Below are 22,928 nucleotides of genomic sequence, written 5' to 3' on the forward strand. Positions count from 1 at the left end.
ATACAATACCATAAAATGTAATTTTATCCTATCTTATTAAAAACAACAATCTTTACGAAAAGAGCCTTTTCTTAATGATTGTTGTTTTTTAATATGTTCCGTGAAGCGATTCCGTTGTTAAACCGGGGATTGGAGTGTAAGGTGCGAGACTCCTGTGGGATTAGCGGGAAAGCGAGCGTCCTGGAGCGGAAATCCCCCTTGTTCCATAGCAACAAAGTTTACGAAAACAGCCTTTACTTAAGAGATGTAGTTTGAAGAAACTCTTTTGTACGCTCTTCTTTTGGGTTATCAAAGAATTGGGAGGCGCTATTGCTTTCTACAATTTTGCCTTCGTGCATAAAGACAATCCAGTCAGCTACTTCCCGGGCAAAGCCCATTTCGTGCGTAACAACAACCATTGTCATTCCTTCATCAGCAAGCTGCTTCATGGTGGCAAGAACCTCGCCCACCAGCTCCGGATCAAGCGCGGATGTAGGTTCATCGAAAAGGAGAATGTCAGGCTTCATGGCGAGAGCCCTGGCAATGGCAACACGCTGCTTCTGTCCGCCTGAAAGCTTGCTTGGATACACATCCGCCTTATCTTCAAGGCCGACCTTTTTTAACAGCTCCTGTGCTTCCTGAATGGCTGTGTCTTTAGATACCTTTTTCACATGTATGGGAGCTTCAATTACATTTTCAAGGACGGTCATATGCGGGAACAGCTGAAAGTGCTGGAATACCATGCCGATTTTTTCTCTGAGTTTATTGATATCCTGTTTGCCTGGATTGATTTCTTTGCCTTCAATGATAATTTGGCCGCTGTCCTTCTTCTCGAGATAATTCAGGCAGCGGAGCAGGGTGCTTTTTCCGGAACCGCTTGAGCCGATCAGGCAAACTACATCACTTTCAAGGACCTTCATATCTATATCTTTTAAAACGTGCAAGTCACCGAAGGACTTGTTCAGGTTCTTAATTCTTATCATCACTTTTTGTTCCATGTAAGCATCCTCCTATCGGTCGCTGACTGCCAGTTTCTTTTCAATCAGGTTTACAGCAATCGTTAATATCGCAACCAGAATTAAATAATAAACGGCAACGATCAGCAAGTACGTCATTTCATCAAAATTATTAGAACCGAGCGTTGTAGAAACGTTAAACAATTCATTCATGGAAATGAAGGCGGCCAGTGATGAATCCTTCAAGCCGATAATGAACTGGTTGCCAAGCGGCGGCAATGCCCTGCGCAGAGCTTGAGGCAGGATGATCCTGCGAAGCGTAAGCGACTTGCTCATTCCCAGGGATCGGCCGGCTTCCATTTGTCCTTCATCAATGGATTGTATCGTTCCGCGGAAAATTTCCGCTATGTATGCGCCGTTATGAAGGGCAAGAGCCAGTGCCGCTGCCCAGAAATCAGGAAGCAGGAAAATGCCGCTGATTCCGAAGTATAGGATAAAGATCTGCACGATTAACGGTGTTCCCCTGATGAGATAGATATAGGCGTTGGAGATATACTCCAGAACTTTAATATTTGAAATTTTAAGAAGTGCAAAAAACAGGCCGATCACAATACCGATTAAAACAGATACGACTGTCAGCTCCAAAGTCAGGAGCATGGCATCGACAAACACATTGGTCGAGCCAAATAAGGTGTCGAAAAAATGAGAAAAACTAGGCAAATGGACAACTTCCTTTCTATCTGGACTTTTGGTTTACTCAGGCTTCTTTGTGATATCCTCACCAAAGTATTTCTTTGAGATTCTGGCAAGAGTTCCGTCTTTGCGGAGGTTCTCAAGCGCTTTGTTAATATCTTTAACAAGCTGGGGATTATCCTGCGGAAGGACGACAGCCTGTTCGCTTCGTTCGATCAATTGGCGTCCCGTAATCTTGAACCCTTCCTTGGCAGCAGTTTTGCCTGTTACGAAATCCGTGATTACGGCATCATGCCTGCCGCCGCTTAATGCTTTCAAAGCAGTAATGTCACTGTCATACATTTTTATGTTGCTTGTGTACCTTTTTGCTGTATCAGCATATGTAGAACCCTTTGCAACAGCCACTTCTTTTCCTTTTAAATCCTGGACCGTTTTAATTTTGCTGTCCGGTCTTACAAAAATCTGAGGTCCGGAGTAGTAATAGGGCGTTGAAAATGAAACATGTTTGCTCCGCAGCGGATTAATAGTGTGGCTGGCTACCGCGGCATCAGCCCGTCCTGTTTTAACTCCTTCTACGATTCCCTTGAACTTAATCCTTTTTTCGACTGGCTTCAGATGTAATTCCTTGGCAATGGCCCTTCCCACTTCAATGTCGAAGCCGGTTAAAGACATATCATCCTTTACATAGCTGAACGGCTTAAATTCGCCGGAAGCCGCAAATATGAATTCGCCTTTATGGATGAGCTTGGCGCCATCCGGCAACTGATCTTTCTCAGCACAGCCTGCCAAAAGACCCAGCAAGAGAACGGAAGAAAGAAAAAATGTCATTTTTCTTTTCATGCTGTATAATTAGCCCCCTTTTTACATAAATTTTCAGCTTAGTTATTCCCATACCCCTAATTTTTCCTTGGTAATCCGCCAGTTAACTAATTTCCACTAATTGATAGTCAGTTAGGGAAGATGGAGACTTGAGAAGGAAGGGGAAGTACAAAAAAAACCTGCATTCGTGCATGCAGGTTTTTCGAATTAAAGATTATGAAGTTCATGTAAATTGCTTGATTTTTCATGCACATTTTCCACATTTGCAGCTATTTCCTGGAAGGTAGCTGAAACCTGCTCGATGGCTGAAGCAATTTCTGTGATGCTGCCGTTGTTTTTAGCATGCTTTTCCCGAAGATCACCCATTGATAGAGAAATAACACTTCCATTCTGTGATAGCTGATTAATCGAACCTGCCATTTCCTGCAACTGGGCATTCATCACCTTCTGGAGGCCCACTAATTCATCGTATCCATCTACAGAGGCTGTGATGGCTGTGACATTGGAATCGACTATAGAGTCTGTTTCATTAAGTGATTCTATGACTTTATCTTTTTCATCCATGATTTCCTTCAGCAGCAGCTGAATGAACTGAGAAGACTGTGAAGATTGCTCAGCAAGCTTGCGGACTTCATCGGCAACAACTGCGAAGCCTTTACCCTGTTCACCTGCTCTTGCAGCTTCTATGGCCGCATTCAAGGCCAGCAGGTTCGTCTGTCTGGCAATTGCAGAGATGGAATCCAGTGCCTCCGTGATATCGCCTATTTTATTATCAAGAGCAGTTACCGCGTATTTAGACTTTGTTGAGGCCTGCTTAACTTCTACGATATGGGCCGCGGTTTTTTCAAGGGCTGTCTTATTTTCTTCCGCCATTTTTGAAACATGATTGGTATAACCTTTGATTTCAATCGCTTTTTCAGAGTTTTCCCTTAAACGGCTGATGATGTCATTTACCTTTTCCTCTGTATCTTCAATGATATGGGAGAAGTCCTGGCTTTCCGTATGGATTCCCTGGACAGATCCGTCTATTTGCTGCAGGGCTCCGGTTGAATCTGATATGTTCTGATTCAGGCTTGAAACATTCTGATTAAGCTGAATGGAGGAACTTTTAACAGTTTCCAGGACAGCCTGGATTTCCGCTGTAAGCTGCTCGCTATTCTCAAGAGTTTTTCTTGCCCGTTTTGTACTGTTCAGAAAAATAATCCCAACCAATATAAATTGAACGCCGTAATAGACCGAAGTCAAAATGGAGCGGTGAATGCTTGATTCGATAATCATCCGGTCTGCAAAATAGTAATGAGTGAATTGAGACAGAACCAAGAGGGGAACCGTTATAATTAATGTCTTTTTAATAAGGGAATAATCTGCATATAAACTGGCCAGACCCAGCGGAATCAGCCAGACAAATGGGACGTTGACCCAGGAATCAGTATGCAGGATAAAGGCAAAGATGAGCATGGAAATAAGTGATAAACTCTTGAATTTCCTGGCGTCCCTCCCTAATTTATAATACATAGCCGGCACAAGAAACAAAATGAACTGAAGATTATATAGAACACTCATGACCTTAAGCTTTGGCATGCCATAAAGTACAATCTGAAAAACATCGTTTAGCGCCATGAGTACGGCAGCCGCCAGGAATATACGAAAGACGATCTTGTTTACTATTTCCTCACTTCGAATAGCAGTTTTATTTTCCATGTTAACGCTCCTGTATGACTTATATTTTTGAACTATTTACCATTTTAATATAGCTGTTATGATAAATATAGTAAATTATACACAATCATAGCAATTAAGGTATTATAAGGAAAAATATGTTTTGCAGGAGAGACGCATGAAAAAGAAAAGTGGATATGTATTATTAATTACTGTATTACTCAGTATCATCCTTATACAATGGGTGATTCCCCCGGTATTGCTCCAGCTGTCTAAAGCAGATGCACCTCAGGGGAAGGAGGAAGGGAAAGAATTATCGTATTATATTAATACCTACGATCAGTCACTGAACCGTTTTCTAAACTATGAATCAATGCTTGAGAAAACCTGGAAAAGTGTTCAGCACAAAAAAATCCAGGTAGGAAAAACAGGCTTAACACAGGATTATATGATTGCTGATGCAAATAGAACACGGAAGAACCTGATTGTGCTGACAGCAGGCGTGCATGGAATCGAAGGTTATCAGGGATCTGCCATGCTCGATGTATTTTTGCATGAATTTTTATCAAAGATTAACCCTGAGAATACGGGAATCGTGATTGTGCATTCGGTAAATCCGTGGGGAATGAAAAATTTCCGGCGCTATAATGAAAATAATGTAGATCTTAACCGCAACTTTATATATAACTGGAAGACATTCAATCTTAACAAAAATAAGGATTATAGTGATCTGGCTGCATTTTTTGAAAAAAACAGCGGGCTTGGCAACAGTACCCTGCATGAAATTGGTTTTTATGCAGGCCTCGGGAAAGAAGCGGTCTTTTCAGGTACAGGAAAAATTCAGGATGCTTTGCTGACAGGGCAATATACAAATCCTAATGGTGTTTATTTTGGAGGGAACGGCGATACTGATTCTACTAAGCTATTAAAAAAGCTGTATAAAAGCATTCTTAAGGGACCGTATAGCAATATTGTTCATGTGGACCTCCACACAGGATATGGCCCGCGCAGCCAAATGAGCATTTTCAGCTCCAGCAATGAAACGATGAATCAAAAAGAGGCAGAAAAGGCCTTCAACTATCCATTGGTTTTAACACCAGATGCTGAAGATTATTATGTGACAAATGGGGATAATACTGAATACTTTAATAAACTGAAACAATCCATTGCACCCCATAAAACGCTGTATTCCACGACATTCGAGTTTGGAACATTAGGGGAAGATATGCCGGCCTCCATACAATCTCTAAAAAATACAATTGATGAAAATCGTCTATATCAGCATGGGTCAACGAGCAAGATAACAGAAAAAATAATCAGGAACAGGTATCTGCAGATGTTTTACCCAGCTGATGAAAAGTGGCGCAAAAAAGCAGTAAGGGATTTCCGTCAAGGCCTGACCGGAGTGCTTGTAAACCGCGGGATTATGAATCGTTAATCAAAAGATGCAGTGTATGTGGCATGGAGCCAATTACACTGCATTTTTGTTCCTTATTGGTACGTATAGTCCGCTTTGGCTGATGCTGAAATAAGCAGTTCTCCCTGCTGGATAGGAGCACCGGGGCTTTTGGCATAAACAGCACTTTGATAGGAAAATGGCTGAGGGGACTGGGAAAGTTCCTGGACATGCACAGGTTTTTCGTTAAGGGAGACCCTTAATGTTTTTGCTGCGGCTTCTGCCTTACTCCTTGTTTGCAGCAATGCAAGGGTAAATGCCTTATTATAATACATTTCCGGGTTTTTTAAGGTGAAGCTGACACTGGCAACCGCATTTGCCCCATGCTGGACAGCTGTATCTACCAGCTCTCCTGACTGTTCAATATCATCGGTTATGATCCGGATCATGTGAGTCACTCTGTAGCCGGCAGGAACCGTTTTTCCTTCCGCATATTCATAAAGAGGTTCCACTCTATACTCAATGGTCTTCATGTTTTCCTTCTTCACTCCCTTAGCGGCCAAAGCAGAGAGGATGTCTGTGATGGACTTATTGTTCTCTTTCTGTGCGGTTGCCGGATCCTTTGACTCTGTGACCGCACCAAGTGTTATGGCAGCCTGATCAGGTACTGCAGGCACAGAACCTTCTCCTGAAACAGAAATCAGCTTATGTTCTTTTTGAGGCATGCAAATTCCACTTCCTTTTATGGAGGTATATAAGTATACGGCTTGAGCTGGAACAGCATTCGCTTTTTCGAGATTAGGTGCCGGATGTGTTACAATGAACGTAATTTTAGTGATATAAGGAATGTGAATAGATGAGAATCAATAAATTTATTAGTGAAACAGGCTATTGTTCCAGAAGAGAGGCAGACAAGCTTGTTGAGGCAAAAAGAATAACCATTAATGGCAAGCTGGCAGAGCTCGGAAGCCAGGCGGGGCCAGATGATGATGTTAGGGTTGACGGCAGGCCTCTTGGAGAAAAGAAAAAGCCAGTATACATTGCATTGAACAAACCGGTGGGGATCACAAGTACGACTGAGCTTCATGTCCCGGGGAATATCATTGATTTTATCGGCTACCCAGAGCGGATTTTTCCAATCGGGAGACTTGATAAAGATTCACAGGGATTAATTTTGCTGACAAATGACGGGGATATCGTTAATAAAATTTTACGGGCTGAAAATAATCATGACAAGGAATACATTGTCACTGTTAATAAGCCTGTCACTGATTCTTTTTTAAAGGGAATGGCAAGCGGTGTGGAAATTTTGGATACAGTTACAAAGCCATGTGAGGTGTACAGGATTAATAGCAGGACATTTAAGATCATTCTGACACAGGGGCTGAACCGGCAAATCAGGAGAATGTGCCAGGCATTTGATTACCGTGTAGACAAGCTTGAACGGGTCAGGATCATGAATATTCATTTAAATAAACTTAAATCCGGCAGCTGGCGCAATCTTACTGCCGGCGAACTTCAGGATTTGATGAACAAATTATAAAGAAAAAGCATTCAGATGACATTCTGAATGCTTTTTACTTTAAGGCTGCTTTTTAATTTCCTGTACTCTCCCCACTTGTCCATCCGTGAGCCGGACTTTAATTCCGTGAGGGTGAAATTGGGAATTTGTCAATATATCTTTCACAATGCCGCTGGTAAGTTTTCCTGTTCGCTGATCTGCCTTTAAGACAATATCCACTGCTGTTCCGGGTGTAATGTCTTTGCGGTTTTGTCCATTCATTTAAACACCTGTTCTTCTTCGCTGATTATTTGCCTTTTTTGTCTGCTGGCTTTTCATTTTTTTTGTTGTTTGCGGAGAGTTGATAGATGATTTTCCGGAATCTCCCTGATTTTTCTTGCTTTCCAGCTGTTTTTTAATTGCCTCTTGCAGGCTTATTTTCTTTTTAGGTGCTGATTGTTCTGATTCACTCATATAATATCCCTCCTGAGCAGGTATGCGGTAACTACAGTATAATCGATAATGCCTGCCAGCTGTGAGTTATTTTCACTACCCATGCATTTTAAAGAAGGAAAGGACAATTAGTCAAGGTCCTGATGATTTTGGTTTTGGTTTTCTATAACATTCAGCGGTTCTACAGCAGGACCTTCAAGGACTTCCCCTGAAACCGAGAATCGGGACCCATGGCAAGGGCAGTCCCAGGATCTGTCGCCGCTGTTCCATTCCACCTCACAGCCCATGTGTGTACAAGTGGAGTCGACTATATGAAGCTTTCCTTCTGGATCACGATAGCAGCCAGCTTTCTGTCCATTAACCTTGACGATGGCTCCCTCATCATTTGCAAGGTCCTCTGGATTTTTGTGTACAATGGAAAATTTGCCCTGAACCAAATGCTTCGCAACATCTGCATTGTCCTTGATGAGATTTTTAACCCCTTTAACACGGCTGGGATGAAATAAGTCTGCATATCGATTTTCTCTTTTTAAAATATGATCAGTAAGAATCCTTGCTGCTGCAGTTCCATTGGTCATTCCCCACTTGGCATAGCCTGTAGCCACCAATATATTATGATGGTTTACGGTTATCGGGCCAATATAAGGGAGATGGTCAGGAGTGATTAAGTCCTGGGCCGACCATCGGTATGGAATTTCCTTTACACCTAAGTGGTTTTTGCTGAACTTCTCCAGTTCTTCGTAATGCTGGTGTGTTGATATGCCCTGTCCTGTTTTATGACTTTCCCCGCCGGCCAAAATCAGCTTTTCTCCGTCCATCATAGTGTATCGCAGCGAACGCGTGGGGCTGTCTGCACTAACATACATCCCTCCAGGGTACTCCTCATCCATTTTTACCCCAAGCACGTACGATCTTTCTGCATGCATTCTGGCAAAGTATAGACCCATTTCATCATTAAAAGGGAAGTGTGAAGCTGTAATCAGATAACTGCAGCGTATTTTTTTCTTGTTATCGGTAATGATGACGGGATTGTCGCCATCCTCTACTTTCATGGCTGCTGTATGCTCAAAAATTCTTCCCCCTGACTGCTCGATGGATGGAATCAATCCGGCAAGGTATTTTACCGGATGAAATTGTGCCTGGTTTTTCATCACAACTGCACCCGTGCATGGAATGGAGAAAGGAAGCGTTTCAACAAACTCTCCGGGAATATCCAGAGATTTATATGCTTTTAATTCATCAATAATACGGTCTGCATATTCCTTTGTTTGTGCGTATACATAAGCATCCTCATTGGTTAAGTCACAATCAATATGTAACTCTTCTGATAGATTTTTAATAAAATTCATTGCTTCATGGTTTGCTTCATAATATAATTTTGCGCTTTCCCGGCCATGCTCCTTTATCAGGCGATCATAAATCAATCCATGCTGTGCAGTCACTTTGGCAGTTGTATGGCCTGTGGTGCCGTTCAGCAGTTCCCCTGATTCTATAAGCACTGTCGGAACTCCCGCCTTGGTTAGAAGATAAGCAGCTGTTATGCCTGTTATTCCTCCTCCTACAATCGCTACTTCTGTTTCTATATCTTCTTCTAATTTTGAAAAAGACGGAATGGCAATGTGATCTCTCCAGTAAGATTCCGGATACTTCGGCAGGCTTTGCGGCTTGTCAGCCATAAATAACCCCTCCTGTATTTTAATCAGTTTAAGTCCATTTATTACCATACCCATATTCAAAATTTATACACGGCTTTTACAGAGTTAAATGTACACATTCATTAAGTGATATCCATTAGCAGTTTTTTTGAATATTGGTCTTTCTTTCTTGTATTTTGCAGGGGGAGAAAGAGAGGGGGAGGACAGTCGGCAAACTCCTAAATTTTATATGTTTACAAAAATGTATACTTGTAAACATTTTTGTGTGTGTTGTATACGATTTTTGTTTACATGTGTACAAATGTGTATACATGTTGATATGACGGGATGTATACACTTTTAGATACTTTGTACACGAAATTGTTTACATGTATACATAAAAGTATGCAACTAAAGAAGTATTGACCAAACGTGGGATTTTTTTTATTCTTAGTGTAAGAGTTTTTCTGTAAGTGGAAAAAGCTCATAAAAAAAGATGGCCGTATAAGGCCGATAAAAAGTGAATAGAGCATGTTAAGAGTTTTATCATTTTTTATAAGGGAAGGAATGGTTTGATGAGTAACTCAAGAATCGCAGCAGTTGATGTAGGAAATGATGCAATTAAAGCTTTGTTTGGCAAAATGGATTCTGAGCTTTACATACCAAATGTCATCGCAAGAGATATAGAAGACCGCCCGGTAATCGGTATTGAAGATTTGGATGACAATGATCCTATTGAAGGTATTCATATTAGGGTCCACTCCCCTGCCCTTCAGGATAACAATGCCATCTATCGTGTGGGTAATCTGGCTACGAAAGCTGACAATCCATCCGAGTTAGATCCAGGAAGCAGCAAGTCCGAAGAAGACCAGACATTAATCATGCTTTTTGCAGCACTTGCACTGGATGCAGTGAAGGAAGAGAATAATCAAGTTTTTAAATCAAATAATTCAGTTGTTGAAGCAAATTATACATTAGGAACAGGATTGCCCCTTCGTGAAGTAAAAGAAGGAAAGGATGTCGGCTACCGTTCCCGTCTTCTTGGGTCTGTCCATCAGGTTGAATTCCTTGTAACTCCTAAGTATCAGGGAAAAAAGGTAAATATCCGATTTGATGAAGTCAAAATTTATCCAGAGGGATTTGCAGCGTTCATAAATCTGGTTATGGACAATGATTCAAATATCATAAACAGAGATTTAATAGACAAAAGAATTCTTATTCAGGATATTGGCGGATTATCTACAGACATTGCTGTAATCAAGAACCGCAAAGTGGATGACGATAAGGCCCAGGGATTTAATCTTGGTGTGGCAGAAGCGCTCGAGGCTATCAGAGAAGAAATCCGCTCCAAGCATGGAGTTGAATTGGATAGCAGAAGAGACGTGGTTGAAATCATTACAAAGAAGAATGATAGAAACCATATTATGGTGCGGGGAAGCAGAACAAGTGTACATGATATTACTGACCGCATACTCGGCGAGCTTGCAAAAAAACAGTACCGCCATTTGCGTAATGTCTGGCAGAAGAATTCCCAGACGGAAATCTGCTACTTCGTTGGTGGAGGAGCAATTGTACTTAAAGATTATCTAAAGACATTGAATAACAACCTAGATGGCTATAACATTGACTTCTTTGAAGATGAAAAAGAGAGCATCTGGATGATGGCAAATGCTTATTATAAGCTGATCTCAGAATTCTCCAAGAGAAATTCAAGAGCTGCAAAAGCAGATACCAAAAAGGAAGAACAAAAAGCTGGATCTGCTAAATAGGTGATAAAATGAAAAAACCAAATTCTTCAGAAATTCAAAGGGGACAAGCCATCACATTCCGCATCCCCTCTGATGTGCCTGATCATATATTAAGGCAGCTTCAGAAGCTAAAGGAAAAAGAGAAAAGAAATTTTTCCAGTAAAGTGGCTGAGTATGTTTTGGATGGAGTGGGAAATGAGTCTGTGCAGGACAGAGAGATGATCTCCATCCCGCTCCCGCAGAAACTGAATAAATCTCAGCGTGATTGGCTGAAGCATGCCCATTCTGAAGCAATGCTTGGAAGCATCCTTTTTCAGCTGCTGTCAGATCCGCTGAGGGCAACATCTTTGCTTGCATCTTTGAACAGCAGTGCTCTGGAGATTGATGAAGCTCTTTATTTGCAAGACCATTTTCCATCTGTTTCTCCTTCTGAGGCAGAGAAAGAGACGGTTGCGCAGAAACCGCAAAAAAACAATAATGATCAGGACCTGGACGATTTTGATTGGTCCTCTCTTAATCAGGATTCTTCTGGCAAGTTAGAAGAAGAACAGGAAGAAAGTCTTGATGATCTATTAGGCGACTTTCTGGCTCAAATGAATAAATAACATTACTTAAAGCGTCTGTTCAGTGCAGGCGCTTTTGTTATTGCTCATTTATTATTATAGTTTGTTTTTTAATAAATTTTTTAGAGACTGCCCCGCTTTTAATCAAGCTGCCTTGTTTCATCGAAGCAAAGTTTACAAATACATCCTGGTTTTTTCATAAGGCTCTTTTCTTAAAGATTGTTGTTTTTTAATTGTTCTGTGAAGCGATCCTGTTGTTAAACCAGTCTGATTGGAGTGTAAGGTGCGACAGTGTGGGATTAGCGGGAAGGTGAGATCCCGCAAGCTTTTCTTTAGAGGCTCACCGCCCGCCCCGCGGAAAGCGGGCATCCTGAAGCGGAAATCAACCCCTTGTTCAGGCAGCAGCAAAGTTTACGAAAACAGCCTTTCATAAAAAGCTGATTTTTCTATGCAGAAGGCCGCCTAATGGCAGGTTATTTGAATGATTTAATAAGCTATTAATGAAGTGATATCTTTGGAATGTGGATGATATTAACATCTTTCTAGTAAAATAAACTCTATTAATCCCCAATTGGGTCCATATCGATGATATAATTGGGGAAGCTTTCATGCTGGAATTTTTCCTGTTTGCCGGTCTTTTAATATTTGCATGCACTCGTGCAGGCAAATGGGTACTACATGGAACGATATGCTTGGAGGGTAGTAAAATGAGATTCTTGCCGCTGGTATTAGCGCATGTTACTGCAGATGCCCATGTGGAAAATGATTTTCAGCTATGGCTTTTGCTCGTTTGCAACATCTTTATGGTGATAACTGGATTCATTTTTATTTATAAGCTGTTCAAACAAAGAACTGGGCGGAAATTGACTATTATCTTCGGGATTTCGCTGCTGGTTAACTATGTGCTGGTTTTAATTTTTGGAAGTGCTTTTGATTTGTTAGGCTAGAAAGAATAGGAGGCTGGAATTTTGAAATTCTACCGATTATGGGTTATCGCTTTTTTTCTGAAATTTGCGGGGTCAGCCTGGGATGCTTCTTATCACTTTAAGTATTTATTTGAGAAATACTCTATCCCTCATATTGTTAATTTTACTGGTTTTGCGATTGGCGCTTTTTTGCTTTTTCAGGAGTGGAGAAAGCTAAAATATATGGATGGCTTATCAAGAAATATTGCTACAATAGGCTATGTTTTATTCCTGATAGGAATCCCTCTGGACTTCAGCTATCACATTGCTTATGGAATTGATCTTACAACATGGAGTCCAACGCATTTTGTTTATTATATAGCCACTGCAATCATGATTGCTGGCGTGTGGCGCGGCTATCACCTATATACTAAAGGCACTAAGCCTGGATGGAAATCCTACCATACATGGTTTGCTATGTTCCTGCTTGAATGCCTTGTTTTCCCGAACATGCAGCAGGAAAACGGCTCTATTTCTTATGATCAATATATCCATGGGAAATCCATTGCTTCACAGGAGATCCTGGATTTGCTGTCTGATCCGGCATCGCAGATCTTCGGCGGAATTGCACCGTGGCTGTATCCGCTCTATTCAACGGCTGTAGTATCTTTATTCACTGTTTTTGTGATCCGATATTTCCGGAATTCCCGGATTCCGCTCGCAGCAGCTGCCTTGTATATAGGTTTAAGATTTATCGGCAAGCTGATCTTTTTTGAAGTCGGCTATCCAACGTCATATGTGCCTATTACCCTATTATTCATTCCATTATGCTATTTGCTCATAAAAAAAATTCCTTGGGCAGCAGGGTTGGCAGGAAGTGTTTTATACTTCGCCGCACTTTACGCTATCTGCAAGTCAGGAGTGCTGATAACGCCGCCGGCAGTTCTGTGGGAGATTATTCCCGTTGCACTTATCGGTGCCATTACACCGCTTATCCTGACTTTAAAGCATGGCCAATCCGATCAAGAGAGCCTGCAGGAACAAAATGCAGGCTGAAAAAAACCGTTCGCAATTTACAGCGAACGGTTTTTTTGCCTGTCAATATTCAGTTACCTCGCGATGAATATCAGCTGGTATAAAAATAAAATGGCAAAAATGTAAACCAGCGGATGGACCTCGCGATACTTCCTTTTGGCTAGCTTCATAATCGGGTATGAAATGAATCCAAGTGCAATTCCGTTGGCAATGCTTGATGTTAAAGGCATGCTGACAATAACAAGGAAGGCTGGAAATGCCTCATCGAAATCATGCCAGTTAATTTCTGAAATGTTTTTTATCATAAAACTGCCGACAATGATCAGGCTGGGCGCGGTAATGGCCGCGACACCTGAAAGCGCGCCGACCAAAGGACTGAAAAAAGCGGTAATCAAAAATAATACGGCAACTGTAATACCTGTCAGCCCTGTTTTGCCTCCTGCCGCGACACCCGCAGAGGATTCAACAGTGGCAGCTGTCGGGCTTGTGCCAAACATGGCGCCAATGGCTGTACCAATTGAATCAGCAAAAAAGGCGCTTCCTGCCTTCTCTAATTTTTCATTTTTAAGTAATCCCGCCTGCCGCACAATGCCAAGCAAAGCGCCAGTGGTATCGAAGAGCATGACGAGCAGGAAGGAAAAGACGACTCCATACAGCCCATAATGAATGACATCATTAACAGAAGTGATAGGATTATAAACGACAATGCCTTCTGGCAAATGGGGCAAAGCAATAATACCTTTAGTGAAATGCAGCTGTCCTGTAAAGTAAGCAATTGCCCCGGTAATAATCATCCCGATAAACAAAGCCCCCTGTACATTTAACGTCATCAGGATAATGGAAATCACTAAACCGATCAGTGTAAGAGCTACCTTAGGGTCGCTGAAATTTCCAAGCGTCACTAAATTAGTCGGGTGATCAGCTACGATTCCGGATAAACGGAGACCGATGAAGGTGATGAATAAGCCGATTCCGGCACTGATTGCATGCTTTAAGTTATTGGGAATCGCTGCAATGAGCTTTGACCGGAAAGAGGTCAGCGATAAAACTAAGAAAATGATGCCTGTCACAAATACGGCAGAAAACGCAATGGTATATTGAATATGGTGCGTTCCAAGAACAGAGTAGGCGAAGTATGCATTCAATCCCATCGCAGGCGCGATAATAATAGGGTAATTTGCAAAGAAGGCCATGCTCAATGTACCGATTAAGGTAGCGATGATTGTTGCTGAAAAGGCCTGGTTAAAAGGCACGCCGGCGTCAGATAGGATCATTGGGTTGACGACAACCACATAGGCCAGAGTCAGAAATGTCGTAATCCCGGCTAAAACTTCAGTCTTAACCGTTGTTTTTCTTTCTTGAAGTTTGAACATGCTGCCACTCCTTTTAAAATAGAAACCTCCTTGCATATAACAAAGAGGAAAACGTTACTCTCAAGCTTGAATATTGTTAGTTTGCTCAAAAGGAAAAATCCTATAAATTATAATCAATTACAGTGAAAAGCACAATCATGTAAAGGTTAAGTGACACCGATTATCGGCGTGTAAACGCTTCAATAGAAAAATAAATTTTATTCCCGGAAAAAACCGCGTTAAAAGGGATATTTTAAAGGGTGAAGTGCTGTTTTCGAAACATTGGACAAACAAGGAAAGTTTCAAAAGCAAGCTTATAATGGGAATGTTATACTAGACAAAAATCATTATTAGAATAGGCAGGTATGATATGAAATTTAATCAGCTTGGAATCAGCCCGGCATTTGAAAATATATTGAAGGAACGGGGCATCATGGAACCCACACCCATTCAGGAACAGGCAATTCCTGAAATACTGTCAGGAAAAGATGTTATTGCCAAAGCACAGACTGGAACGGGAAAGACCTTTGCTTTTTTGCTTCCGATATTGGAAAAATGGAATATAGAGTCTACGTCCATTGAAGCATTGATTGTCACTCCTACCAGGGAGCTTGCCCTGCAGATTACACAAGAACTGAATAACTTTGCAGAGCATATTGATGGCTTTGAGGTCTTAGCTGTTTACGGGGGCCAGGATGTTGAGAGGCAGATGAAAAAGCTTCAGCGCAATATATCTGTTGTGGTTGCCACACCAGGCAGGCTTTTGGACCATGCCAGGAGGGGTACGATTGACTTGTCTCATGTAGAAAAACTGGTCCTGGATGAAGCAGATCAAATGCTTCATATCGGATTTTTGCCGGAAGTGGAAGAAATTATAGAACAGCTTCCATCTGACAGGCAAACGCTGCTGTTTTCTGCAACAATGCCGGATCAAGTAAAGTCATTGGCAAGAAGATTCATGGTCCAGCCGATTACGGTGGCAGTGAAATCTCAGCAGATAACGGTAGAAAAGATCAGGCAGCTGGCAATTGAAACAACGGATCGTGCCAAACAAGATACACTTATTACAGTGATGAATGAAGAACAGCCATTTTTGGCTATTATTTTCTGCAGGACCATAAGGAGAGTATCCAAGCTGAATGAAGCTTTAAAGGGGGCAGGCTATAAATCCGAGGAGCTTCATGGTGACCTTTCCCAGGCGAAAAGAGAGCGTGTCATGAAGAATTTCCGCAATGCTTCCATTCAATATCTGGTAGCGACAGATGTTGCAGCACGCGGATTGGATGTTGAAGGAATTACACATGTTTTTAATTATGATATCCCTGAGGATGCTGAAAGCTATATCCACAGAATCGGCCGGACTGGGAGAGCTGGTGAGAATGGATTGGCTGTAACTTTTATCGCTACCAAAGACCTTCAGCTTCTGGGTGACATTGAAAAAGGCATTTCCATGAAAATTCCGAGAAGGAAAATAGAAGGTATTCATATGAATCAGCCGGATGAGGTGCAAAAAAAGGCTAGACAGGGTTCAGGGGAAAGAGGAAGGAAAGAATTCTCCCGTGAAAGCAGCGGAAGCCAGAGAAGCCGGGGCCGCCGCACTGATAGCGATAGTTCCCGTTCAGAATCCCGCAGCGGCCAGCGCAGGGCCGATAAGCGAAATGGCAGTGAAGACCGGAGGAAAAGGCCGGAAACCTCAAGTGCCCGTCCTGAAGGCCGCCGCGGCAGGGAAAGCGGACGATCGGATAGAAGCGGCAACGGCCGCAGAGGCAGATAGGTTTTTTTAGCCTGTTAAACGGGGCGTCTGGAGAAATCACCAAAAAAGATTAACAGAGCCGCTTTGAAAAAAACATGAATGGAGAGCATGCCTATGAATAAGCCATGGCAAGCCGAATATCCCATTAGTGCTGACACCGCAAGAAGCATTATTCATCATCAGTTTCCTGAGCTTTGTCCAGCGAATGTTACAATACTGGGCAAAGGATTCGATAATACTGTTTTTGGAGTAAATGGCGAATATGTATTCAGGTTTCCGCGACGTGATATCGCTGTGCCGCTGTTAAGCACAGAAAGTAAGCTGCTCCCTGCTCTTGTTCCAGTGCTGCCGCTAAAAATTCCCGAGCCCGTTTTTTTGGGAAAGCCTGAAAAAAGTTTTCCTTTTCCCTTTACAGGCTACCGTCTTGTAAAGGGGATGCTGCCTGTAAATGAATCACACCAGGCACGGGCAGTTTCAGCTAGGAAATTGGCTTATTTTCTGAGAGCCCTTCATGATTTTCCTGAAGAAAAGGCCCGTGCCCTGGGAGTTTTGCCTGATTCTATGGGGCGGATTAATATGCAGGTGCGAAAGCAAAAGCTCGCCTCCAATATCAAACAACTCTTTGATGCCGGGTACACAGATGATGCGAAAATAGCAGGTGAGTACCTGTATCATGCCGAAACAGTAAATAATAATTGTGAAAATCAATTAGTTCATGGAGACATCCATGTCCGCAATGTCATTTTAGATGAAAAGGGCATGCTTTTTGGAATCATAGATTGGGGAGATGTTCATTTAGGAAATGCGGCAGTGGACATTTCCTTTATTTATAGTTATTTTCCTCCAGATGCACGCAAGGAGTTTTTCTCGATTTATGGAGAAATAGATAGGGAAACAGAAATATTAGCACGCTTCAAGTCAGTATATACGCTGACTAACCTGTTCCTTTACGGCCATGATCAAGAAGATGATACTCTGATTGCACTGGCCAGAAAAGGACTGAAGCTGTCAATGCTTGATTGAAACATAACTCGGCGGATGCCGGGTTTTTTTATTGGCTGTTTTCGGGAACTGATCTGCTATGAAACAAGGTGGCTGATTTCCGCTTCAAGATGCTCGCTTTCCGTGGGGCTCACCTTCCCGCTTTTCCGGTAGAAATTTCGCGCCTTACGCTCCAATCAACCTGATTTAACAAGGGAATCGCCTCACTTCATTCATTAAAAAAGAACAAATTTGCTTACAAGTACGCCTCAAGCCTTATGTGAAAATATGGCCGGAGCTCATTATGAAAAAGGGGGAAGGCAGGTAAACTTGGAGTATAGATTGAAAGGAGGAAAATAAATATGAAAAAATTCGGATTAGCAGCTGCAGGTGTTATTGCGGCGATGATACTGCTTGCGAATGTTGGCCCGCTGGCTGGCCTGGCAATAAGCCTGGTGATTTTATATTTTGTGTTCAAACAGTTTATTAAAGCAGAATCCGCATGGGGAAAAGTAATTTGGGCAATCATTTCCCTCGCTGCACTTTCTGCGGCGATCGCAAATATTCCATCTGTTATTGGCATTGCTGCCGCCCTTGTTCTGTATTTTGTTTATAAGAAATGGAACGGAACAAAAAGTGAGCAAGTTAGCGGAGAAAAAGATCCTTTTATTAATTTCGAGAAACAATGGGCAGATTTAAATAAAAACTAATAGGAAAAGGGAGAGAAAAAACATGAACGTATTTACAAGATTAAAAGAGACAATTGCTGCTGATTTTCATGAACTTCTGGATCAAAAGGAAAAGAAGAATCCATTTGCCGTCTTGAATCAATATATGCGCCAAAGTGAACAGGAAACAGAAAAGGTGCGCAAGCTTGTAGAGCGCCAATACCAGCTGAAGGAAGAGTTTACACGGGAATTGGCGTATGCGCTTAATTTAGCCGATAAACGGAAGCATCAGGCAGAGGTAGCTGCCAAGGCCGGGGAAACCGGGCTGCAGGAGTTTGCTGAGCGTGAAATTGATCAATACGAAAAGCGTGCTGAGCGCTTAAAAACGGCTCTTCATGATGCAGAGAATCAGCTGCAGGAGCTTGAACAGAAGTACGAAGAAATGAAGCATAAATTAAAAGATATGAATATCAAACGCCTGGAGCTGATGGGGCGAGAGAATGCTGCCAGAGCACATTATAAAATCAATAGCGTGCTGGATACAGAAAGCAATGCGGATAAGCCATTTATGCGGTTTGAAGAAATGGGGCAATACCTGGAAAGGCTCGAAGATACGGTTAATTCTTCTTATCACCATCAAACCATTGACGGCAGGATCGCCCGCCTTGAAAAGGAATTGAAAAATAAAGAAACCCATTCTATTTCTTAAAGCAATCGTGGTATTCTTAAAGAGGCGCAGAAATCTGCGCCTCTTTTGAAATATATGCAGCAATGAAAAAGCAGTATCAGCGAAGGGAGAGGCCCTGTGTTGAATAAACATAGAACAGAGTGGATTGGCTGGGTTTTTTTAACTGGCATTGTACTGCTATTTTTAGAATTAGTATTTTTTGATGGGGATTTATTCATCTCACTTCCGCTATCCTTCGGGTGTTTATACCTTGGCAAAAAAAAATATCATCGTGCAATAGGGAAAATGCTGTTTTGGATCGGACTATTCAGTACGGTTGTTATTGTGCTGCAGATGATGGTCTTTAAATTTTTCATTTTAGCTATTCTTGCTTATCTTTTATACACTTTTTATCAATCCAAAAAGAATCCGGAACATATCAATCCGGTACTGATAGAGTCTAAGAATCGCGGCCAGGAGCCGCTGATCAAGAAGAATTTCCTTTTTGAAAACAAGCTGTTCGGAGGCAGAAAGACGCCTGACCATGTATATGAATGGAATGATGTGAACATACAGACCGGGATTGGTGATACGGTCATTGATTTGAGCAATACGATTCTTCCTAAAGGAGACACCTTTATTTCCATCCGGGGTATTGCGGGAAATGTCCGTATTTTAGTTCCGTATGATTTGGAAGTGAGCATTCACCACTCTGTCATTGCTGGAAGCACGTCGGTGTTCAATAACGCGGACAGGAAAATTTTCAATAGTATTCTTTCTTTCCAGACACCTGGATTTAATGAGGCAGAACAGAAGATTGCCATCATCACCTCGTTGCTTATCGGAGATTTAGAGGTGAAACGGATATGAGCATTCTTACCAGGCAGATTATCAGGGGTGCGGCCATTTCTTTCGCTATGTCGATTCTATTGCCTTCACTTGTGTTTTTTATATATCCGCTGTACGATTGGTCACTGTTATGGAACAGGAAGATCATGAATTTCCCGTTTGCGCTGTTTTTGCCGATCGCGAGTATTATCCTTGGTGTCCTTTATGGAGCCATTTCAGGTGTTTACTGGAAAAGGCAGCTTGCTGAAGTGGGTGACGAGTTATATAAAATATCACAAGGCTCTGCATCTTCATTTGAAGGAAATACACAAGTTCAGGAGTTTGCAAGAATTTCAGCACAGCTTGAAAATGTGCGCAGGCATATCGCTGAACAGGCCAAATCGGTTCAAAAGCTGGCCAATGAAAAAGTGAAGGATCAGGAAAAATATATTCAGGAAATTATTTCGCAGGAAAGAAACCGCCTGGCAAGGGAGCTCCATGATTCTGTCAGCCAGCAGCTGTTTGCCGCCTCGATGCTCATGTCAGCCATAACCGAAAGCAGGCAGGATACCGACAGCAATGAAATGAAGCAGCTTAAGCTAACAGAGAGTGTCATTCATCAGTCACAGCTTGAAATGCGGGCACTCCTCCTTCATTTGCGCCCGGTGCCGCTAAGAGGCAAATCCCTTCAAGAGGGCATTACCTCATTGCTTGGGGAGCTCGTTCAAAAAGTTCCGATGAAAATCACATGGAAGATAGAACCTGTTTCTATGGACAGGGGGATAGAGGATCATTTATTCCGCATCCTTCAGGAGTCTGTTTCCAATACTCTAAGGCATGCAAAAGCTTCATCACTTGAGGTTTCACTAATATCAAGAGACGGCCTGATTATCTTTATCATTGCAGATGATGGCTGCGGCTTCCGCTCAGAAAACTCCAAAGCAGGTTCTTATGGGCTTCTTAATATGCAGGAGCGTGCTGCAGAAATTGGCGGCACAATGAAAATAGTCAGTGTGATCAATAAAGGAACTAGGCTCGAAGTAAAAGTGCCATTAATTTCTTCAGGAGGTGAAGATATTGATTAAAGTATTGCTTGTAGATGATCATGAAATGGTAAGAATAGGGGTATCTTCTTATTTATCTATGCAGGCTGATATAGAAGTGATCGGCGAGGCAGATGATGGCGGTGCAGCAGTAAGGCTGGCACTTGAACTGCGCCCGGATATTATATTAATGGATCTGGTCATGAAAGAAATGGACGGGATTGAGGCAACCAGACTGATAATCGATAAATGGCCGGAAGCAAAAGTCATTATCGTCACAAGTTTTCTGGATGATGAAAAGGTATACCCGGCTCTTGAAGCAGGAGCTTCCAGCTATATGCTGAAAACCTCAAGGGCAAGTGATATAGCAGAGGCAGTGCGTTCTACATTCCATGGCCATTCCGTGCTGGAACCGGAAGTGACAGGCAAGATGATGAAAAAAATGAGAACACCAGCTGTGCGGCTTCTCCATGAACAGCTCACAAACAGGGAAATGGAAATTTTGCTGCTGATCGCACAGGGGAAAACCAATCAGGAAATCGCAGACGAACTATATATTGCCCTGAAAACAGCAAAGGTGCATGTCAGCAATATTTTGAGCAAACTGGAAGTGCAGGATCGCACACAGGCCGTCATTTATGCATTCAAGCATGCACTGGTGAAATAACAGGGAAAACTGGAGACTCTTTATTAAAAGCGCTCTTTTAAATAGGCTCTTTCCGTAAACTTTGCTGCTATGGAACAAGGGGTTGATTTCCGCTCCAGGGTGCTTCGCTTTCCGCGGGGCGTGTGCTGAGCCTCCCAGGCGTCGTCTGCGGGGTCTCACCTGTCACGCTGATCCCGCAGGAGTCTCCGCACCTTCCGCTCCAATCAACCTGCTTTAACAATGGATTTTCCTCGCAGAACTATTTAAGTAACAACAATCTTTAAGAAAAGAGCATTTACATAAAATGAAGATTTTTTAAGCGGAAATATATGACCCGCTATAGCAGGATGAGAACGAAACAGGCTTTGACAAAAATGGGGGATAGGATATGGAAGACAACACTTATTATACGGGCATCCTTCACATAGGCTCTCTTTTAAACCATGCGGGAATACCCTATGAATTTACCGGGGCTTCAGCACTTTTGCTGCAGGGGGTCATTCTGGAGGACGAAGATAAAATAACCGTAAGCGTACAATGGGATCTGCTTCAGCAGGCATATAGCCTTTTTGAAACCTTCAAGCCTTCTCAACTCGTGAAAACCCCGGAAAAGGCAGAGTTTCATCTTAAGATCAACCAAATAGAAGCGGTAATAAGCTTCTTTTACAATACCACTGTTAAAACAGATCCATACCGGATAGCCATTCCGCATGGCGGCGAAGAGATCTGGTGCCGTTCACTTTACAGCCATTTATACGATAAAGAAATGAATAGATTCAGCAGCAGCATCCATGCCCATCTATTGAAGCAGCAGCAGGGATTCACCGAGCATAATGAGCAGGCCTGGAACCAGAATAATTATCTGGCGCTTATTAACAGGTACGGGCGCCCGGAAGACATGGCAGAAAAGATCAGGCAGAACCCTGCTTGGAGGCTGCATCCCTTCTATAAGTATTTAGGTGATCTTAATGGAAAGAAAGTAGCCCATTTGATGGGGTCAAATGGAGTGAAAGCAGCAGCACTGGCATTACTGGGTGCAGAGGTTACGGTGGCTGATTTTTCAAAAGAAAATAAAGCATTCGCAGAAGAACTGGCAGCTTCTTGCGGAGTCGATATAAACTATATCGTTTCAGATGTTCTTTCGCTGCCTCAAGCAGAGCTTGGCGGAAAATATGACCTTGTTTTAATGGAGCTTGGCGTTCTGCATTATGTAATCGACCTTCAGCCGTTAGCAGAGGTTATCAGGGGCTTGCTGAAGAAGGGCGGAAGATTTGTCCTTCACGAGTTTCATCCTATTTCAACGAAGCTGATTTCATCTTCAGGAAAAAAACATAAAGTAACCGGCAATTATTTTGATTCACAGATAGAAAATAATAGAGTGGCATTTACCAAGCATATGCCCGAGCAAGAGCAGGAAAGCCTGTCAAATGTGGTCCAAAGAAAATGGTCCATAGGCGAGCTGATTACGGCAATTGGCCAATCAGGACTTGTAATTAAGGTGCTGGAGGAGGAGCCGAATCATAAAATCCACGATATCGGGCTTCCAAAAACCTACACACTTGTCTGTGAAAAAACATATTAATGTATTATTGAAAATTATCTAACAATAAAGTTGACGGATAACCAAGGTTCGTAGTAGGATTAATTTA

The 22,928-nt window shown here is 42.3% G+C and carries 22 protein-coding genes and 1 pseudogene; 14 read left to right on the forward strand and 9 right to left on the reverse strand.

All coding sequences use genetic code 11. From position 1 onward, the window contains the following. Positions 1–233 precede the first annotated feature (233 nt). From BIV59_RS08165 to BIV59_RS24380, 4 genes and pseudogenes are all read right to left on the reverse strand, one after another. The gene (locus BIV59_RS08165; protein ID WP_071350982.1) at positions 234–977 is read right to left on the reverse strand and encodes an amino acid ABC transporter ATP-binding protein; all 744 of its coding nucleotides are present in this window, start codon (positions 975–977) and stop codon (positions 234–236) included. Positions 978–989: 12 nt separating this feature from the next. Beyond that, positions 990–1,655, reverse strand: coding sequence for an amino acid ABC transporter permease (locus BIV59_RS08170; protein ID WP_071350983.1), 666 nt, complete (start codon positions 1,653–1,655; stop codon positions 990–992). A 33-nt stretch (positions 1,656–1,688) separates the two neighbouring features. After that, on the reverse strand, positions 1,689–2,468 hold the full coding sequence (locus tag BIV59_RS08175; protein WP_071350984.1) for a transporter substrate-binding domain-containing protein: 780 nt from the start codon (positions 2,466–2,468) through the stop codon (positions 1,689–1,691). 186 nt (positions 2,469–2,654) lie between these two features. Continuing rightward, positions 2,655–3,182, reverse strand: a pseudogene (locus BIV59_RS24380) (methyl-accepting chemotaxis protein); the annotation flags it as partial. Between the two features lie 1,102 nt (positions 3,183–4,284). Between BIV59_RS24380 and BIV59_RS08185 the strand changes: the two are divergent. After that, complete coding sequence (locus BIV59_RS08185) at positions 4,285–5,544, forward strand: M14 family metallopeptidase (protein WP_071350986.1); 1,260 nt, start codon at positions 4,285–4,287, stop codon at positions 5,542–5,544. Between the two features lie 53 nt (positions 5,545–5,597). Here BIV59_RS08185 and BIV59_RS08190 read toward each other — a convergent pair whose 3' ends face one another. Beyond that, a complete protein-coding gene (locus BIV59_RS08190) occupies positions 5,598–6,227 on the reverse strand; it encodes an SIMPL domain-containing protein (RefSeq protein WP_071350987.1) in 630 nt (209 codons plus the stop codon). Positions 6,228–6,358: 131 nt separating this feature from the next. Here BIV59_RS08190 and rluF point away from each other — a divergent pair, with 131 nt between their 5' ends. Continuing rightward, on the forward strand, positions 6,359–7,045 hold the full coding sequence (rluF, locus tag BIV59_RS08195) for a 23S rRNA pseudouridine(2604) synthase RluF (RefSeq protein WP_071350988.1): 687 nt from the start codon (positions 6,359–6,361) through the stop codon (positions 7,043–7,045). A 39-nt stretch (positions 7,046–7,084) separates the two neighbouring features. Here rluF and BIV59_RS08200 read toward each other — a convergent pair whose 3' ends face one another. The 3 genes from BIV59_RS08200 to BIV59_RS08210 form a co-directional block, all read right to left on the reverse strand. Continuing rightward, positions 7,085–7,285 (reverse strand): YwbE family protein, encoded by a 201-nt coding sequence (locus BIV59_RS08200; protein WP_071350989.1) that lies wholly within the window; start codon positions 7,283–7,285, stop codon positions 7,085–7,087. After that, positions 7,286–7,477 (reverse strand): hypothetical protein, encoded by a 192-nt coding sequence (locus BIV59_RS08205; protein ID WP_071350990.1) that lies wholly within the window; start codon positions 7,475–7,477, stop codon positions 7,286–7,288. It abuts the gene before it with no gap. A 107-nt stretch (positions 7,478–7,584) separates the two neighbouring features. After that, positions 7,585–9,132: an FAD-dependent oxidoreductase gene (locus tag BIV59_RS08210; protein ID WP_071350991.1), complete on the reverse strand. Its 1,548-nt coding sequence runs from the start codon at positions 9,130–9,132 to the stop codon at positions 7,585–7,587. A gap of 533 nt (positions 9,133–9,665) precedes the next feature. Between BIV59_RS08210 and BIV59_RS08215 the strand changes: the two genes are divergently transcribed. The 4 genes from BIV59_RS08215 (at position 9,666) to BIV59_RS08230 (ending at position 13,362) form a co-directional block, all read left to right on the forward strand. Beyond that, entirely contained in the window at positions 9,666–10,859 is a 1,194-nt protein-coding gene (locus BIV59_RS08215; RefSeq protein ID WP_071350992.1) for a ParM/StbA family protein, read from the forward strand. Between the two features lie 8 nt (positions 10,860–10,867). Continuing rightward, a complete protein-coding gene (locus BIV59_RS08220) occupies positions 10,868–11,443 on the forward strand; it encodes a hypothetical protein (protein WP_071350993.1) in 576 nt (191 codons plus the stop codon). 665 nt (positions 11,444–12,108) lie between these two features. Further along, on the forward strand, positions 12,109–12,348 hold the full coding sequence (locus BIV59_RS08225) for a hypothetical protein (RefSeq protein ID WP_071350994.1): 240 nt from the start codon (positions 12,109–12,111) through the stop codon (positions 12,346–12,348). A gap of 21 nt (positions 12,349–12,369) precedes the next feature. After that, on the forward strand, positions 12,370–13,362 hold the full coding sequence (locus BIV59_RS08230) for a hypothetical protein (protein ID WP_071350995.1): 993 nt from the start codon (positions 12,370–12,372) through the stop codon (positions 13,360–13,362). A gap of 53 nt (positions 13,363–13,415) precedes the next feature. Here the strand turns inward: BIV59_RS08230 and BIV59_RS08235 are convergent, their stop codons facing one another. Then, positions 13,416–14,714: an NCS2 family permease gene (locus BIV59_RS08235; RefSeq protein WP_071350996.1), complete on the reverse strand. Its 1,299-nt coding sequence runs from the start codon at positions 14,712–14,714 to the stop codon at positions 13,416–13,418. Positions 14,715–15,063: 349 nt separating this feature from the next. Between BIV59_RS08235 and BIV59_RS08240 the strand changes: the two genes are divergently transcribed. The 8 genes from BIV59_RS08240 to BIV59_RS08275 all read left to right on the forward strand — a co-directional run bounded on the left by BIV59_RS08240 (position 15,064) and on the right by BIV59_RS08275 (position 22,861). Beyond that, complete coding sequence (locus BIV59_RS08240) at positions 15,064–16,467, forward strand: DEAD/DEAH box helicase (RefSeq protein WP_071350997.1); 1,404 nt, start codon at positions 15,064–15,066, stop codon at positions 16,465–16,467. A gap of 93 nt (positions 16,468–16,560) precedes the next feature. Continuing rightward, positions 16,561–17,469, forward strand: a complete 909-nt coding sequence (locus BIV59_RS08245; protein ID WP_071350998.1) for a phosphotransferase — start codon at positions 16,561–16,563, stop codon at positions 17,467–17,469. A 320-nt stretch (positions 17,470–17,789) separates the two neighbouring features. Next, positions 17,790–18,137 carry a lmo0954 family membrane protein gene (locus BIV59_RS08250; protein ID WP_071350999.1) on the forward strand — a complete coding sequence of 116 codons (348 nt, stop codon included), beginning with the start codon at positions 17,790–17,792 and terminating at the stop codon, positions 18,135–18,137. A 22-nt stretch (positions 18,138–18,159) separates the two neighbouring features. Beyond that, the gene (locus tag BIV59_RS08255) at positions 18,160–18,804 is read left to right on the forward strand and encodes a PspA/IM30 family protein (RefSeq protein WP_071351000.1); all 645 of its coding nucleotides are present in this window, start codon (positions 18,160–18,162) and stop codon (positions 18,802–18,804) included. Between the two features lie 96 nt (positions 18,805–18,900). After that, the gene (gene liaF, locus BIV59_RS08260; RefSeq protein WP_083392094.1) at positions 18,901–19,632 is read left to right on the forward strand and encodes a cell wall-active antibiotics response protein LiaF; all 732 of its coding nucleotides are present in this window, start codon (positions 18,901–18,903) and stop codon (positions 19,630–19,632) included. After that, positions 19,629–20,675 (forward strand): sensor histidine kinase, encoded by a 1,047-nt coding sequence (locus BIV59_RS08265; protein WP_071351002.1) that lies wholly within the window; start codon positions 19,629–19,631, stop codon positions 20,673–20,675. Before liaF ends, BIV59_RS08265 begins: the two co-directional genes overlap by 4 nt. Further along, complete coding sequence (locus tag BIV59_RS08270) at positions 20,668–21,300, forward strand: response regulator (protein WP_071351003.1); 633 nt, start codon at positions 20,668–20,670, stop codon at positions 21,298–21,300. Before BIV59_RS08265 ends, BIV59_RS08270 begins: the two co-directional genes overlap by 8 nt. Positions 21,301–21,667: 367 nt before the next feature. Then, entirely contained in the window at positions 21,668–22,861 is a 1,194-nt protein-coding gene (locus BIV59_RS08275; RefSeq protein ID WP_240501871.1) for a class I SAM-dependent methyltransferase, read from the forward strand. Positions 22,862–22,928 lie beyond the last annotated feature (67 nt).

It is taken from the genome of Bacillus sp. MUM 13 (assembly GCF_001866725.1).
GTDB lineage: Bacteria > Bacillota > Bacilli > Bacillales > DSM-1321 > Peribacillus.

Excerpts from the sequence above, each read along its gene's own strand:
- BIV59_RS08215 (WP_071350992.1), top strand. The coding sequence starts at position 9,666 with ATGAGTAACTCAAGAATCGCAGCAGTTGATGTAGGAAATGATGCAATT.
- BIV59_RS08205 (WP_071350990.1), bottom strand. The coding sequence starts at position 7,477 with ATGAGTGAATCAGAACAATCAGCACCTAAAAAGAAAATAAGCCTGCAA.
- BIV59_RS08235 (WP_071350996.1), bottom strand. The coding sequence starts at position 14,714 with ATGTTCAAACTTCAAGAAAGAAAAACAACGGTTAAGACTGAAGTTTTA.
- BIV59_RS08210 (WP_071350991.1), bottom strand. The coding sequence starts at position 9,132 with ATGGCTGACAAGCCGCAAAGCCTGCCGAAGTATCCGGAATCTTACTGG.
- BIV59_RS08225 (WP_071350994.1), top strand. The coding sequence starts at position 12,109 with ATGAGATTCTTGCCGCTGGTATTAGCGCATGTTACTGCAGATGCCCAT.
- BIV59_RS08255 (WP_071351000.1), top strand. The coding sequence starts at position 18,160 with ATGAACGTATTTACAAGATTAAAAGAGACAATTGCTGCTGATTTTCAT.
- BIV59_RS08165 (WP_071350982.1), bottom strand. The coding sequence starts at position 977 with ATGGAACAAAAAGTGATGATAAGAATTAAGAACCTGAACAAGTCCTTC.
- rluF (WP_071350988.1), top strand. The coding sequence starts at position 6,359 with ATGAGAATCAATAAATTTATTAGTGAAACAGGCTATTGTTCCAGAAGA.
- BIV59_RS08240 (WP_071350997.1), top strand. The coding sequence starts at position 15,064 with ATGAAATTTAATCAGCTTGGAATCAGCCCGGCATTTGAAAATATATTG.
- BIV59_RS08175 (WP_071350984.1), bottom strand. The coding sequence starts at position 2,468 with ATGAAAAGAAAAATGACATTTTTTCTTTCTTCCGTTCTCTTGCTGGGT.
- BIV59_RS08185 (WP_071350986.1), top strand. The coding sequence starts at position 4,285 with ATGAAAAAGAAAAGTGGATATGTATTATTAATTACTGTATTACTCAGT.
- BIV59_RS08190 (WP_071350987.1), bottom strand. The coding sequence starts at position 6,227 with ATGCCTCAAAAAGAACATAAGCTGATTTCTGTTTCAGGAGAAGGTTCT.
- BIV59_RS08245 (WP_071350998.1), top strand. The coding sequence starts at position 16,561 with ATGAATAAGCCATGGCAAGCCGAATATCCCATTAGTGCTGACACCGCA.
- BIV59_RS08265 (WP_071351002.1), top strand. The coding sequence starts at position 19,629 with ATGAGCATTCTTACCAGGCAGATTATCAGGGGTGCGGCCATTTCTTTC.
- BIV59_RS08250 (WP_071350999.1), top strand. The coding sequence starts at position 17,790 with ATGAAAAAATTCGGATTAGCAGCTGCAGGTGTTATTGCGGCGATGATA.
- BIV59_RS08200 (WP_071350989.1), bottom strand. The coding sequence starts at position 7,285 with ATGAATGGACAAAACCGCAAAGACATTACACCCGGAACAGCAGTGGAT.
- BIV59_RS08220 (WP_071350993.1), top strand. The coding sequence starts at position 10,868 with ATGAAAAAACCAAATTCTTCAGAAATTCAAAGGGGACAAGCCATCACA.
- BIV59_RS08275 (WP_240501871.1), top strand. The coding sequence starts at position 21,668 with ATGGAAGACAACACTTATTATACGGGCATCCTTCACATAGGCTCTCTT.